At 68.3% G+C, this 15022-nt stretch carries 11 protein-coding genes; 3 read left to right on the top strand and 8 right to left on the bottom strand.

From position 1 onward, the window contains the following. Nucleotides 1-3: 3 nt before the first annotated feature. Nucleotides 4-558, top strand: coding sequence for a GNAT family N-acetyltransferase (locus tag A37E_RS0119740; RefSeq protein WP_029558193.1), 555 nt, complete (start codon nt 4-6; stop codon nt 556-558). On the opposite strand, the gene A37E_RS0119735 is transcribed toward A37E_RS0119740, so the two are convergent. The 4 genes from A37E_RS0119735 to crtY are packed head-to-tail and all read right to left on the bottom strand — an operon-like array spanning nt 533 to nt 5407. Further along, entirely contained in the window at nt 533-1798 is a 1266-nt protein-coding gene (locus A37E_RS0119735) for a glycosyltransferase (protein ID WP_029558192.1), read from the bottom strand. The genes A37E_RS0119740 and A37E_RS0119735 overlap by 26 nt on opposite strands. Further along, a complete protein-coding gene (locus A37E_RS0119730; protein WP_029558191.1) occupies nt 1795-2736 on the bottom strand; it encodes a phytoene/squalene synthase family protein in 942 nt (313 codons plus the stop codon). The genes A37E_RS0119735 and A37E_RS0119730 overlap by 4 nt, the downstream gene beginning before the upstream one ends. Next, nucleotides 2733-4250 carry a phytoene desaturase gene (locus A37E_RS0119725; protein WP_029558190.1) on the bottom strand — a complete coding sequence of 506 codons (1518 nt, stop codon included), beginning with the start codon at nt 4248-4250 and terminating at the stop codon, nt 2733-2735. The genes A37E_RS0119730 and A37E_RS0119725 overlap by 4 nt, the downstream gene beginning before the upstream one ends. Next, nucleotides 4250-5407: a lycopene beta-cyclase CrtY gene (gene crtY, locus A37E_RS0119720; protein WP_029558189.1), complete on the bottom strand. Its 1158-nt coding sequence runs from the start codon at nt 5405-5407 to the stop codon at nt 4250-4252. Before crtY ends, A37E_RS0119725 begins: the two co-directional genes overlap by 1 nt. Before the next feature lie 242 nt (nt 5408-5649). Between crtY and A37E_RS0119715 the strand changes: the two genes are divergently transcribed. Continuing rightward, the gene (locus tag A37E_RS0119715) at nt 5650-6057 is read left to right on the top strand and encodes a DUF983 domain-containing protein (protein ID WP_029558188.1); all 408 of its coding nucleotides are present in this window, start codon (nt 5650-5652) and stop codon (nt 6055-6057) included. A 22-nt stretch (nt 6058-6079) separates the two neighbouring features. On the opposite strand, the gene A37E_RS0119710 is transcribed toward A37E_RS0119715, so the two are convergent. The 4 genes from A37E_RS0119710 to A37E_RS0119695 form a co-directional block, all read right to left on the bottom strand. Continuing rightward, nucleotides 6080-7486, bottom strand: a complete 1407-nt coding sequence (locus A37E_RS0119710; RefSeq protein WP_029558187.1) for a TRAP transporter large permease — start codon at nt 7484-7486, stop codon at nt 6080-6082. 3 nt (nt 7487-7489) lie between these two features. Beyond that, entirely contained in the window at nt 7490-8071 is a 582-nt protein-coding gene (locus tag A37E_RS0119705; RefSeq protein ID WP_029558186.1) for a TRAP transporter small permease, read from the bottom strand. A gap of 264 nt (nt 8072-8335) precedes the next feature. Then, entirely contained in the window at nt 8336-9325 is a 990-nt protein-coding gene (locus A37E_RS0119700; protein ID WP_029558185.1) for a sialic acid TRAP transporter substrate-binding protein SiaP, read from the bottom strand. A 200-nt stretch (nt 9326-9525) separates the two neighbouring features. Further along, the gene (locus A37E_RS0119695) at nt 9526-10761 is read right to left on the bottom strand and encodes an N-acetylmuramoyl-L-alanine amidase (protein ID WP_245279383.1); all 1236 of its coding nucleotides are present in this window, start codon (nt 10759-10761) and stop codon (nt 9526-9528) included. A gap of 803 nt (nt 10762-11564) precedes the next feature. Between A37E_RS0119695 and A37E_RS0119690 the strand changes: the two genes are divergently transcribed. Further along, the gene (locus A37E_RS0119690; protein ID WP_029558183.1) at nt 11565-14852 is read left to right on the top strand and encodes an Rne/Rng family ribonuclease; all 3288 of its coding nucleotides are present in this window, start codon (nt 11565-11567) and stop codon (nt 14850-14852) included. The last annotated feature ends 170 nt before the right edge of the window (nt 14853-15022 follow it).

The following is a 15022-nucleotide window of genomic DNA, read 5'->3' as shown; positions in this document are numbered from 1 at the left end:
GCCATGACCGCCCCGACGCTCACCACCGCCCGCCTCACGCTGCGACCGTGGCAGCCCTCCGACCGCGAGGGCCTTTGGCGGATGCAGTCCGACCCGCGCGCCATGGAATTCCTCATGCCAGTGCTCGACCGCACCGCGAGCGATGCGGTCGCGGATCGCGCCGAGGCCCATTTCGCCCGCCACGGGTTCGGCCTGTGGGTGGTGGAGGCACCGGGCGTCACCGACTTCGCCGGCTATTGCGGGCTGGTGCATGTGCCCTATGCGGAGCATTTCACGCCGGCGGTGGAGATCGGCTGGCGCTTCGATCCCGCCTTCTGGGGCCGGGGCTATGCCACCGAGGCGGCGCGGGCGGCGCTGGATTTCGGGTTCGCGACGCTGGGGCTGGAGGAGATCGTCGCCATCACCGTTCCGGCCAACCTTCGCTCGCGGGCGGTGATGGAGCGGCTCGGCATGGTGCGGGACGAAGGCGGGGATTTCGATTTGCCGTCCACGCCGCCGGGCCACCCATTGCGGCGGCAGGTGCTCTATCGCCTCAGACGGCCACGGGCTCCAGCCTGACCACCGCCGCCTCGATGAAATCGGCGGCATCGGTCACGCCGCGCCCGTGCGCCATCTCGGCCGCGATACGCCGTGCCTTCTCGCCATAGCCCGGTTGTTCCAGCACCGCCCGGAGCGCTGTCGTGAGGCGCTTCTGGCTGGCCCGGCCGGCGGGCACGACTTCGGCGACGCCGGCATAGGCGAGGCGGGCGGCCGTGGCCGGCTGCTCAAAGGCGATGGGCATGGCGACGAGCGGCACGCCCTCGGCCATGGCATCGAGCACCGTATTCATGCCGCAATGCAGCACGGCCGCCGCACAGCGCTTCAGCACCTCCTGCTGGGGCACGAAGGCGCGCACCTCGGCGAGATCGCTCAGGCGGCCAACCTCGGCCTGCGAAAGAAGCCCGCCATGGGCGATCAGCAGACGCACACCCACCTCCCGCGCCGCCAGCGCCACCTTGCGGAAGAGGTCGACCCGCGCCCCCTGCAATGTGCCCAGCGAGCAGAAGACGAGGGGCTTGCCCTCCCCGTCCGGCAGCGGCGCCGTTGTGGCCGGGATGGCGGCGGCATCGCGCCAAGGGGAGCCGTAGTGGAAGGTGGCGGGCAGTTCGGTGCGGGGAAAGTCCAGCCCCTTCGGCATCTGCGCAACCGCCAGCAGCGGCGAGAACCCACCGTCGGCGAACGGATCGAGGCCAAAGGCTTCACCATGCCGCGCCAGCACCTTGCGCATGGACGACATCAGGAAATCAGTGACGCGATAGCCGCCCTTGTTGCGGACGAGCGCCTTCTCCCCCGCCTCATAGGGCCACGGCACGAACGGCGGCGGCACGCCAACCTCGCGGTTCAGCAGCAGCGCCGTCGCGGTGGAGACCACCGGCAGGCCGAGATGGCGCGCCACGAGCGTGCCGGCGGCCTCCGTCTGGTCGGCGATCACCGCGTCCGCACCGATGTCGCGCAGCACGCCGGGTAGGTCTCGGCAGAGCATGTCCGTCTGCGCGGCGGTCGCGCGCAGCGTACCGAGAAGGCCGAACAGGCCGGTGGGCTTGGCGAGGCGGTTCACATAGGTGTCGAGGGCGTCAGCGGGATAATCGCGCGCGCCGACTGCAGCGAAGCCCGCGCCCTTGCCCTTCACCAGCCGCTCCGCATCGGCCATGTGAACGAAGGTGACGCGATGGCCCCGCGCGCCCAGTTCACGCGCCAGCACCAGCAAGGGGTTGTAGTGCCCCGGCAGCGGCGGGGCGACGACGGCGAAATGGGTCATCGCGGCCGGGTCCACAAATGCTTCGGGCGCGGCGGCTGGGGGCCGCTGCGCCGGGTGGCGAAGGCGAGGCCGATGCCCTGCATGAGATAGCCGATCTTCTGCGCCTTGGTGGTGGAGACGCGCGCATCCCACGCCTGCGCTCCGCGCCGGCGCACCTCGGTCCCGATGGCGCGGTAGACGCAGCGTGCGGCGCCCACGGCGGCGGCGGCGCGGAATGGCAGGGCGCCCATGCCGATCACCGCCTGTTCGTAATAGGGCTCGGCCACGTCGAGCAGGCGCGCGACGGCGGCAGCCACGTTGGCGCGGTGCTCGGGGTCGGCGATCCCGGCCTCGGGCACGCCTTCCATGTCGAGGAAGGTGCCCGGCACGTAGATGCGGCCGATGCCGGCATCCTCGATCACGTCGCGGGAGATATTGGTGAGCTGGAAGCCGAGGCCGAGATCGCTCGCCCGGTCCAGCACCACCTCGTCCCGCGCCCCCATGATCAGCGCCATCATCACCCCCACCACGCCGGCCACGTGGTAGCAGTAGGTGAGCGTGTCATCGAGGGTGTCGTAGCGGCGGCCTTCCACATCCATGCGGAAGCCCTCGAGCAGGTCGAGGGGGTGGCGCTCGGGAATGTCGTTGCGGCGGACCACCTCGGCGAAGGCCGCGAAGGCGGGGTGGGAGGACGGGACGCCGCGATAGGCCCGGCGGGTCTCCTCGAACAGCGCGTCCAGCCGCTCGGCGGGCGTCTCAGCGCTCGCGATGCGGCCGTGGCCCAGCTCCTGCCCGTCCACCACATCGTCGCAGTGGCGGCACCAGGCATAGAGCATCACCGCGTCTTCCCGCATGCGCGGGGCGAACAGCCGGGCGGCGGCGGCGAAGCTCTTGGAGCCTTTGGCGATGGCCTCCTCGCTCGCGCCCACCACGTCCGGAGCGGCATCCGCCCCGCTCATGCCGGCGACCGGGCGGGGATGCCGAGATCGGCGAGAATGAGGCCCGCCGTCGCCTTGGCCGAGCCAACCACCCCCGGCACGCCCGCGCCCGGATGGGTACCGGCACCGGCGAAATAGAGGTTGGCGATCTTGTCGTCGCGATTGTGCGGGCGGAACCAGGCCGACTGGGTCAGGATCGGCTCCACCGAGAAGGCGGAACCGAGATGGGCGGAGAGCTCATCGCGGAAGCCGAAGGGCGTGAGGATGCGCGTCGTCACGAGACTTTCCTTGAGCCCCGGCAGCAGGCGCTGCTCCAGATGGCCGAGGATGCGGTCGCGATACTTCGGCCCCTCCACCTCCCAGTCGATGTCCGCCTTGCCGAGATGCGGCACGGGGGAGAGCACATAGAAGGCGGTGGAGCCCTCCGGCGCCAGCGACTTGTCGGTCACGGTGGGCGCGTGGAGATAGAGCGAGAAATCGTCCGGCAGGCGCGGGCCCTTGAAGATCTCGTCCACAAGGCCGCGATAGCGCGGGCCGAACAGCACCGTGTGGTGCTGGAGATGGTCCCAGGTGCGGTTGGCGCCGAAATAGATGACGAAGAGCGACATGGAATGCCGCTTCTTCGCGAGCTTGGCGCCCTCCGCCCTCCCGCGCACGCTGTTGCGCATGAGGTGGGCATAGGTGTGCACCACGTCCGCGTTGGAGGCGACGAGGTCGAACGGGAGCATCTCCCCGCCGACGCGCACGCCGGTGGCCCGGTCGCCCTCCACGACGATCTCATCGACCTTGGCGGAGAGGTGGATGGTGCCGCCGAGGTCGGTGAACAGCTTCACCATGCCGCGCACCAGCGCACCGGTGCCGCCGCGGGGGAAGAACACGCCCCATTTGCGCTCCAGCGCATGGATCAGGGCGTAGATGGAGGAGGTGGAGAAGGGATTTCCCCCCACCAGCAGCGAGTGGAAGGAGAAAGCCTCCCGCAGGTGCTCGTCCTGGATGAAGCTCGACACCATGGAATAGACCGAGCGCCACGCCTGGAGCTTGGCCAGCTGCGGCCCGGCCTTCATCATGTCCGAGAAATTCAGGAACGGCACGGCGCCGAGCTTGAGGTACCCCTCCTCGAACACCGCCTTGGAATAGGCGAAGAAGCGCCGGTAGCCTTCCACATCAGCCGGGTTGAAGGCCGCGATCTGGGCATCGAGGGCGGTCTGCTCGTTCACATAGTCGAACTGCCGCCCGTCCGACCACAGCAGCCGGTAGAAGGGCGAGACCGAGATCAGGTCCACATAGTCGCTGAGGCGCCGGCCGGCCGCCTCAGCGACCTCTTCCAGGCAGGAGGGATCGGTGATGACAGTCGGCCCGCCATCGAAGGTGAAGCCCTTGTCCTCGTAGACATAGGCCCGGCCACCGGGCTTGTCCCGCTGCTCGAAGATGGTGGTGGCGATGCCGGCCGCCTGCAGGCGGATGGCGAGAGCGAGCCCGCCGAAGCCGGACCCGATGACGGCGGCGCGGCGGGGAGACTTGGTGACGTCGAGCATTATCTGGGACCGGTCGCGGATTTCGTCTCGGGGAGGCAGGAAAGCGCCTTCAGCACCGATACGGGCGGACGGCCCGTAAGGATGCGTGCCTTGTCCTTGAAGGTGAGGCGATCCCCGTAGAAGCGTTGGATCAGGTCCTCGGGCAAGCGGTAAAAGCGCTCGAGGATGGCATAGCGGCGATCCGGCGCGGCCGCGCGGAACAGCATTCGATTGAGCAGCCGGAAGAACCCGCGGCTCTCCCAGCGTCGGGCCGCGTGCTGGCGCACGAAGGCTGCGATCGCGGGGCCTGAGATATCCGGCAGCTCGCTCACGAGGTCCGCGAGCTCCAGTGCATCCGGCAGCGAATAGCCGGTGGTGGGGTGGAACAGCGCGGCGCGCAACCCGACCCGCGCGACCCCCTGGGGCGCCTCGGCCAGGAAAGCGCCGATATCGCCGCCAAGGGCGATGGGCAGAACGCCTTCCTCTTCGCGCACCACGTGGTCGATCTCCCAGCCCTGCCCGGCGGCGTAGGCGGCGATGCGCCCGCGCAGGGTCTCGATGGGAAGCTCGGCGCCGCTGGAATAATAGGTGTCCTCGATCAGCACCGTCTGCGGATCGAGCGGCAGCACATAGACGAAGCGATAGCCGTCGATCTGCTCCACCCGCGCATCCATGATGAAAGGCCGATGCAGACCGTGCGGACGGGTGAGCTGAACCTCCTGGCCGAGGAACTTCTGAAAGCCGAGGTCAAGATGACGCGACGAAACCGGCCCGCGTCCGTCGATCACCGCTCCCGCATCGATGCGCTCGCCGCCGGCGAGGACCACATGATCGGCCGCCACATGGGCCACCTTGGCATTGAGGCGGATGGACGGATTGAGGCGCTCGTGCATCACCTGCGACATGCGCTCGGAGGTGATGGTGCCGTAATGGCCCTTGAGGATGCGCGAGTAGGCCGGGAAGTGCACGTCGTGCCCCATCCACACATGGGCGCGGAACGGGCTGAGGAAGGCGTGCTGCATGCGGCCGAAATCGCTGGAATGATAGGACCAGCTGTGGTTCCCGCCGACGCTTTCGCCGGCCTCCAGCAACAGCACCCGCACGCGGCTGCGCCGTTCGGCGATGCGGGCGGCGATCAGGCAATTGGCGAGCCCGGCACCGACAAAAACGATATCCATGCCCGCCCCGTTCCGTTGCCCAATTCCCTTGGGTTGCGCCTCCTGCAACCCGAATAAAGGGCGGCCGGCCGTGTGTCACCCCCTGCGTCAGCATGGATGCGGCCTGGTGCCGCTGCGACTCGGTCTCACTTGCGGGTGGCACGGCCGAGACTTACCTCACGGGAGCACACTGCGCCGGCGAACAATCGCCCGACCCGCGTGACGCCGGACGGGCAGATGCCCCCACCGGCCCGGGAGAAGACATGAACGAACAACATTGGCCGAGGCTCTCGCCCCTTTCCACGGGCGTGAGAGGCCGTTGCCCCCGCTGCGGCGAGGGCCACCTCTTCAATGGCTTCCTCACCATCGCTCCGGCCTGCGAGGTCTGCGGGCTCGACTATTCCTTCGCCGATCCGGCGGACGGCCCGGCCTTCTTCGTCATGTGCTTCGCCTGCGTGCCGGCGGTTCTCTTCGCCATCTGGCTGGAGGTGGCCTTCCAGGCGCCCTACTGGGTCCACCTCGTGACCACGCTGCCCCTCTTGCTGCTCACCTGCATCCCGCCCCTGCGACCGTTGAAGGGCTGGCTGGTGGCGAGCCAATACTATTACAAGGCCGAGGAAGGCCGCCGCGTTATCGCCCCGTCCGCCCCCGAGGGACGGCCGGGCGCCTGATTCTTCTTCGCGTTCCCCTGCCTCAGCGGCCGAGCCCCATGGCGTGGGGCAGCCAGAGGGTGAGGCCAGGAATGTAGGTGATCGCGAGCAACGCGATCATCAACGGCACCAGCCAGGGCAGGATGGCCATGGTGGTGCGTTCCACCGAGAGCCGCGCCACCCGCGCCAGCACGAACAGCACCATGCCCAGCGGCGGGTGCAGCAGCCCGATCATCAGGTTCAGCGTCATGATGAGCCCGAAGTGGATCGGATCGATGCCGAGCTTGAGCACGATGGGCAAGAGGATCGGCACCAGGATCGTGATGGCCGCGATGGTGTCGATGAAGCAGCCCACGAACAGGATGAGCAGGTTGGCCAGCGCCAGGAACACCCATTTGTTCTGGGTGAAGCCGAGGATGGCGTCCGACAGCATCTGCGCCGCCTGACTCGCCGTGAGCAACCACGCGAAGATGGACGCCGCGGTGACGATGAACAGCACCGAGGCCGTCGTCTCGATGGTGTCGAAGGTCGCCTTCGCCAACGTCTTCAGCGTCATGGAGCGGTAGCGCACCAGCCCCAGGAACAGCGACCAGATCACCGCCGCCACTGCCGCCTCGGTGGGCGTGAACCAGCCGAGGGTCATGCCGCCGATGAGGATGACCGGCGTCATTAGCGCCATGACGGCGGAGAAATCGAAATACCAGTCGAGGGCGACGAGCACCGCCAGCGCGATGAGCACCGCCTGGTTGGTGGAGAGCCCGAGGGCCATCATCACATAGACCGCCGCCGGGAACGCCAGCACGATCACCACCTCGACGCCGGCCGAGAGCAGCTTCCCCCACTCGAACGCCGCATCCGAGCCCCAGCCGTTGCGCCGGGCGAAATAGGCGACCGTCGCCATCATGAGCAGCGTCATCACCGCGCCGGGCACCACCCCGCCGAGGAAGAGCGCGCCGATGGAGACGTTGGCGAGCATGCCATAGATGACGAACGGCAGGCTGGGCGGAATGATCGGCCCGAGCGTCGCCGAGGCGGCGGTGACGCCGACCGAGAACTCGGTGGAATAGCCATGATCCTTCATGGCCTTGATCTCGATGGTGCCGAGCCCGGCAGCATCCGCGATGGCGGTGCCGGACATGCCGGAGAAGATCACCGAGCCGATGATGTTCACCTGCCCCAGGCCGCCCCGCATCCAGCCCACCAGCGCCACCGCGAAGGCATAGATGCGCCCGGTGACGCCGGCGATGTTCATGAGGTTGCCGGCAAGGATGAAGAACGGCACCGCCAGAAGCGGAAAGCTCTCCACGCCGGCTATCATCCGCTGGGCGATGACCACGTCCGGCACGGTGCCGCTGACGAGAATGTAGACGAGCGACGCCCCGGCCATGGCGATGGCCACAGGCACGCCGCAAAGCATCAGGAAGAGGAACCCGCCGATGAGCAGCCACATGGCTCAGTCCCCCTTGTGATCGTAGGTGCCTTCGAACGCCTCGGGGCGTTCAAGCACGCTGTAGCCGCGGCGGATGTTGCCGACGGCGACCTGGACCGAGCGGATCAGCATCATCACGAAGCCGAACAGGACCGCGTAGTAGACGACGCTCTTCGGCGCATCGACCATCACCATGGGCTCGTCGCCGACGAGGGCGATGTAGCGCACCATCAGCCACACCCCGTAGGCGATGAAGCTGGTGCGCACGAGGTCCACGAACAGCGAGAGCACCCGCCCCGCCGGCTCCGGAATGAAGCGGTAGATGAGGTCCACCTGGATGTGCCGGGAGAGCCGCACGCACATGGCCGCGCCGATGAACACCACCGCCACGAGGCAATAGGTGGCGAGTTCCTCGGTCCACGAAAAGCTGTCGTTCAGCACGTAGCGGGTGAAGAACTGGGTGAAGACCAGCCCCGCCATGATCCAGAAGATGGCGAGGGTGATCCAGTCCTCGAAAGCGTAGCCGGAGAGGTCCACCTCCTCCTGCTGCTCGAACGTATGGGCGAGTTCCTCGCCGGTGACGCGGGTGTGGACTTCTTGGGCCATGAAGGGGTCCGGGCTGAGGGAACGGGAAGAAGAGGGAGCGCTACCGCAAGCGCGGACGACAGTCAGACCCTACCAGCCAGCCCGTTCGCCTCCCCTCTCCCCTTGCGGGAGAGGGGCCGGGGGTGAGGGGTAGCGGTGCCGGAGTGGTCAGGGACCTCGGCGGTTGGGACGAGCGGAAACATCCCCCTCACCCCAGCCCTCTCCCGCAAGGGGAGAGGGAGCACTGCGGGACCACGGCGGGAGCAGGTGCCCCCGCCTGAGCCCTCACATGTTGCCCTTGATGGCCTGGATGCGGTCCCAGTCGGCCTTGCGATAGCCGAAGCTCTCGAAGGTGATGTTCTTCATCACGGTGTTGCGGAAGTCGTCCGTGTCCACCTCGATGATGGTGAGGCCCTTCTGCTTGAAGATGTCGAGCAGTTCCTTCTCCCGCTGCGCCACCTCGGCCGTGGCCTTGGCGGCCGCCTCCTGCGTGACCTCGGTGAAGATCTTCTGGTCCTCCGGCGAGAGCTTCTTCCACAGGCTGCCGGAGATGATCGTGTTGAGGTGGTCCACGATGTGGCCAGTCAGCACGATGTTCTTCTGCACCTCGTAGAATTTCTTCGCCTCGATGGTGGTGAGCGGATTTTCCTGCGCATCCACCGTGCCGTTCTGGAGGGCGAGATAGACCTCGGCGAAGGCAATGGGGGTAATGTTCGCGCCGCAGGCCTTGGGCATGGCGAGATAGGCGGGGGCATCCGGCACCCGGATCTTGAGGCCCTTCATCTCGGCGCAGGTCTTGAACGGCCTGTTCGAGGTGGACTGGCGCACGCCGTAATAGGTGACGGCGACGATGTGGTTGCCGGTCTTGTCCTCGTAGCCCTTGGCGAGATCCTTGAACACGTCGCTCTTGGCGTAAGTGAGCAGGTGGTTCGCATCGCGGAAGGTGTAGGGGTAGTACGTGACGCCGATAGGCGGGTAGGCCTTTCCGGCGAAGCTCGAGCCGGAGATGATCATGTCCACGGTGCCGAGCGTCAGACCCTGGTTGATGTCGCTTTCCTTGCCGAGCTGCGAGGAGGGATAGACATCGATCTGGTAGCGCCCGTTGGTGCGCTTGGCGATCTCGCCCGCAGCCCAGACGGAGGCGGTGTGGAAGGGCTCGGACGGCTCGTAGACATGCGCCCACTTGAGCTTGGTCTGGGCGCTGGCCGGCCCGCCGAGCGTGAAGGCAGCCGCAAGGGCGAGCGCGGCCGCAAGGCCACGGCGACGGTCGATCATCAATTTCCTCCCACACGGAATGCGGCGTCTTTGTCCGCTTTGTGCTTGATGCAGCGTGGTTGCCGGCCGAGGACTAAATCGTTTTGAATCTCGGCCGGACGCCGCTCTTCCCCATGGTACTCGGTCCAAGGCGCGGGGCAAGGCTCATGTCGACACGAGTCACACTTGCGCGTCTGACGCGCACACGGAGCGTCACTCGCCTAGCGGCCGGGAGCCGGCCCGCCGTCGTCCACCGCCTGATGCCCCGCCGCACCCTTGTGCGCGAAGAACTGCGTGACACCTGCGGCGATGGCGTCGGCCATGCGGTCGCGGCCGGCTTCGGAGGTGAGTTGCTTCAGGTCGTCGGGGCTCGACATGTAGCCGAGTTCCACCAGCACGGAGGGCACGTCGTGGGCCCGCAACACGCGGAAGCCGGCGGATTTCAAGGGCGTGCCGTGCATCCGCGTCGCCGCCCTCATGCTGCCGACCAGCGTGCGGGCGAACAAGGCGGAGAAATTGCGCGTCTCCCGCTGGGCGAGGTCCACCAGAATGCCCGCCACCTCGTCGGTCTCGTCGGAGAGATCGACGCCGGCGATGAGGTCCGCCTTGTTCTCCTTGTCGGCCAGATGGGCGGATTCCGTGTCGCTGGCGGTCTCCGACAGGGTGTAGACGCTGGCGCCGCGCGCCCTGCCATCACCCCGGGCCAGCGCATCGGCATGGATGGAGATGAACAGGTCGGCCCGGTTGGCGCGGGCGATGCGCACCCGGTCGGCGAGCGGGATGAAGGTGTCGGTGGAGCGGGTCAGCACCACCCGGTAGCCGCCCGCTTTCTCCAGGCGGTCGCGCACGGCGAGGGCTGTTTCCAGCACGATGGTCTTTTCGACAAAGGCCGAATAGCCGGACGTGCCGGAATCGATGCCGCCGTGGCCGGGATCGATGACGATGACCGGACGCGTGTCGCCGGCCGGCGGCGCGGCAACGGGCGCAGCCGGTAACGCGGTGCGCTGCTCGGCCTCGGTGGCGATAGAGCGGGCGAAGGCGGCGGGATCGGCCTTCACCAGATCCACCACGAGGCGGGCCGGCTGGTCATCCACCGCATCCAGCACGAACGCCTTGTCGATGGCGACCGGTCCGGACACCTCCAGCACCATGCGCGCCTTGCCCGGGGCGAAGACGCCGAATCGGTAGGCCGTCACCAGCCCCCGCCGCAATTGGCTGGCGTCGGGCCTCAGGGCGAAGGTGACGTCGGAGAGGTCGAGAATCACCCGGGGCGGGTTTGCGAGGGTGAAGGCCCGGAAGGCCGGGGCACGGTCGAGGTCGACGATCAGGCGGGTGCGCTTGGCGTCGCCGGCGAGCCGCGCCTCACGCGCCAAAGCCGGTGCCGGTGCCGCTGCGCCCCCCTCCCCCTGCGCCCGGGCGGGGCCGGTGGCGAGTGCCACAAAAGTGAACAGGAACAAGAAAGCGGCAGCGCCGCGCAGCCCCCGTGGCGGGACAACGGACAAGGCGGCGGGGCCGGGCCGGCGTCGCATCATCGCAATCTCACCCTCGTTGGGGCTGCCCTTCGGCAGCGTCCGGAGCGGGCCACAAGAGAGGGGCAGGCATAAGGCGGGGCGTGTAAACGAGCCGTTGACGGAGCGTTATAGCCGTCCGGCGCGAGGTTCAGGACGCATGATCCTTGCCAAGCGGGAAGTCGGGCGGGTAAGAAGGGAACCGTACACAGTTCGCGTTCCGGAACAGGCTCTTCGGCCCCGGTTGCCGCGGCTGCCGCAGGGTGTGTCGAGAATCCGGGCGGGTCGCTGCGCATGCGATAGCCCGGGATCAAGGCAACGCCCATTGCCGATGGCGGCACCCTCAGGGACGATCCCCCGTCACCGAGGACCCTTTAGGCAAGCGCCGGACCGGCGCGGGCGGCATGCCTCGAAGCCAGCTTTGCCGATGGTCCGCGAGGGGACGATCTGGGGAATCGGGCGAGTGTGTACCGTGGTCGGAACGAGGCGCCCGCCTCCGCCCCGGCCTGAACCCTTCATCGAGGAGCGGGTAGCCGAGGGCATGGAATTTTTTCCGCACGACATGCGCGCTGAGCGCGCTTCCGTGTGCCCCGCCCCCGAGCGTGCGAGCGACGCGCTTGGGCGTACCTGTGCCTCCCCTTCTTCCTCACGTCATCACATCCGGCGCCAGAACGGCGTCGCGGCAGCGCCCGCAGGGGTCGAGCCGCGGCCGTCGCGGAGCATTGCTCCCGGCGCCGTGAAGAGAGATTTCCATGGCCAACAAGATGCTCATCGATGCGACCCACCCGGAGGAGACCCGGGTCGTGGTCGTGCGCGGGAACCGGGTCGAAGAATTCGACTATGAGTCCGCATCCCGCAAGCAGTTGCGGGGCAACATCTATCTCGCCAAGGTGACGCGCGTTGAGCCGTCGCTCCAGGCGGCTTTCATCGAGTACGGCGGCAACCGCCACGGCTTCCTCGCCTTCAGCGAGATCCATCCCGACTATTACCAGATCCCGGTCGCCGACCGTCTCGCCCTGATCGAGGAGGAGGAGCGCGCGGCGCGCCTTGCCGAGGACGAGGCCGACCTCAAGGACCGCCGCCGCGAGCGCAGCCGCGCCAGGCGCTCCCAGCCGGATCAGAGCATCAGCACCGCCGTTGAGCCGGCGGAGCACCCGGCCCCCGAGGCCGGCGAGACGCTTGCCGCCGATGGGTTTGAAGCCGCTGAAGACGCGGCGCCCGCGCACGACGCCGTGACCGAGGCCTCCGCCGAGGCCGTGTCGGCTCCGTCCGAGCACCATGCCGAGCCGATGAGCGCGCTGGTCGCCCCCGCCGAGGCCGCGGAAGCCGCTGCCGCCGTGGTCGAGGCCGCCATGGACGCGCCGCTGGGCACTCCCCTCCCCGCCCCGCAGGAGCAGGCGGCGGATGACGAGGACGCCCTGCGTCGCCGCGAGGCCGCCGAGGGCGAGAGCGATCCCGCGCCGATCCTCGAAGGCGAAGCGGTGATCCGCGAGGAGGTCGCCTTTACCTCCGCGCCCGGCGAGGATGAGGCGCCCCAGTCGGAGACCGACGAGGACGACGACGCCGAAGAGGACGAAGACGAGGACGATGACGAAGAGGACTCGGACGAGGCTTCGGAAGAGAAGGCCCCTGAGGAGTCCGCGCGCGAGGAGCGCTCCGACGACGAGGAGCAGCCCCGCTCCCGCCGCCACCGCGGCCGCCGGCATGATCGCAAGCGTGACAAGGACGAGGACGAAGACGAGGACGACAGCGATGTCGACCAGATCGACGAGGAAGAGGAAATCGAGCACCTCGGCGCTGACGAGGACGCCCTCGAAGAGGTGCCGGAGCGCGCGCCGCAGCGCCGCGCCCGCAGCTACAAGATCCAGGAAGTCATCCGTCGCCGTCAGGTGATGCTGGTGCAGGTGGTCAAGGAAGAGCGCGGCAACAAGGGCGCGGCCCTCACCACCTACCTCTCCCTCGCCGGCCGCTATTCCGTGCTGATGCCGAACACCGCCCGTGGCGGCGGCATCTCCCGCAAGATCACCAATGCCGTTGACCGGAAGCGCCTGAAGGAAGTTGTGCAGGATCTGGAGGTGCCGGAAGGGATGGGCATCATCCTGCGCACCGCAGGCGCCAACCGCACCAAGACCGAGATCAAGCGAGACTTCGAATATCTCCTGCGGCTGTGGGAGACGGTGCGGGAGATGACGCTCTCCTCCACCGCGCCCAGCCTCGTTTACGAGGAAGGCTCGCTCATCAAGCGCGCCATCCGCGACCTCTACAACAAGGACATCGACGACATCCATGTCGCCGGCGAGGAGGGTTTCCGCGAGGCCCGCGACTTCATGCGCATGCTCATGCCGAGCCACGCGAAGTCGGTGATGCCCTATCGCGAGCCGCAGCCCATCTTCGCCCGCTATGGCGTGGAGCAGCAGCTCGATGCCATGTTCTCCCCCGTGGTGCAGCTGAAGAGCGGCGGCTACATCGTCATCAATCCCACCGAGGCGCTCGTCTCCATCGACGTGAACTCGGGCCGGGCGACCCGCGAGCACCATATCGAGGACACCGCCCTCAAGACGAACCTCGAAGCTTCCGAGGAAATCGCCCGCCAGCTGCGCCTGCGCGACCTTGCCGGCCTCATCGTGATCGATTTCATCGACATGGAGGAGAAGCGCAACAACCGGTCGGTGGAGCGCAAGCTCAAGGATTGCCTCAAGAACGACCGCGCCCGCATCCAGATCGGCCGCATCTCGCACTTCGGCCTGCTGGAGATGTCGCGCCAGCGCATCCGCACCGGCGTGCTGGAAAGCTCCATCGAGGTGTGCCCGCACTGCGGCGGCACCGGACACGTGCGCTCGGCGGCCTCCGTCTCGCTCCAGCTGCTGCGCGCGCTGGAAGAGCAGTTGCTGCGCTCGCAGACCCACAATCTCGTCGCCCGCACCCGCACCGAGGTGGCGCTCTACGTTCTGAACCAGAAGCGCGCTCATCTGCGCGAGCTGGAGGAGCGCTTCAGCGTCACCCTCTCCGTCGCGGCGGACGAGAGCGTCACCGGCCACCAGCCCTTCATCATCGAGAAGGGCGATCTCGCCGCCCCCGCGCCCGCCGCCCCGCGGCCGAGCACCGTGGTGCAGCCCGACTCCATCCTGCCCGACGAGGATTTCGTCGAGGAGGACGAGGAGGAGATCGTCGAGGAAGCCGAGATTGAAGCCGAGGCTGAGGCCGAGGCGTCCGAAGGCAATGGCGAGCGCTCCGACGAAGCCGGCCGCAAGCGCCGCCGCCGCCGCCGGCGGCGGCGGGGCGATCGCGAGGAAGGCCGCGAGAGCGCCGAGGGAGCCGAGGGCGAGGAGGAGGATGACACCTCCGCCGAAGGTGCCGAGGCTCAGGATCATGCCGCCGATGGCGCGCGCGACGACAGCGCCCGCGAGGATGACGAGCGTGACGACGAGGAGCGCGGCGAGGACGACCGCGCCGATGGCGAGCGCTCCGACGACGAGAACGGCGACCGTCGTCGCCGTCGCCGCGGTCGCCGGGGCGGACGTCGCAACCGCCGCGAGCGCGACGATGACGCTCCGGGAAGCGCTGACGGCGAGAGCGATGGCTCCGACGAGACCGACGACGAGCAGCCGGTGGCTGCAGAGTCTGAGGTCGCGGCAGCCCCCATCACCTCGTCCACCTTTGCCGAAGCCCCCGCAGAAGCCCGGGCCGAGCCTGTCGCCGAAGTCCCCGCCACGCCGGTCGCTGCGCCCGAGCCGGTGGCGGAGAACGCCGAGGCGGCCCCCCGCCGTCGTCGCTCCACCATTCGCGAGAAGGCGCCGGTGATCCTGTCCGAGGGCGGCATCGCCACCCCTGCCGCGCCCGTTGCAGCGGAAGCCCCTTCTGAGCCGGCCGTCGAGCCTGCCCCTGAGGTGGCAGCTTCCGAGGCTGCGGCGCCCGAGGCGGAAGCGCCCGCTGCCGAGCCGGCCCCGGCGCCCGAGACGCCCGCCGCGCCGGCCGAAGAGACAGCGCCCCCCGCCAAGCCCCGCTCGGGCTGGTGGCAGCGCAAGCTGTTCGGCGGCTGACGGCCATCCGGCCTGACTTGTCCTGAATGTGAAAGGGCCTCCTCCGGGAGGCCCTTTTCATGTCGGGTGTCCGGTTCGGAGGGAGCCTTGCGTCCCTCAGCACCCTTCCGTCGCGAAGAGGCCACGTTTCGCCCCCATAGCGGTGGCCGTGCGAGTCCATGAGGGCGGAC

The organism is Xanthobacter sp. 91 (assembly GCF_000702385.1).
Lineage (GTDB): Bacteria > Pseudomonadota > Alphaproteobacteria > Rhizobiales > Xanthobacteraceae > Xanthobacter > Xanthobacter aminoxidans.
The sequence above is the reverse complement of the archived record's forward strand: the minus strand, read 5'-3'. Positions and strand labels throughout refer to the sequence as shown.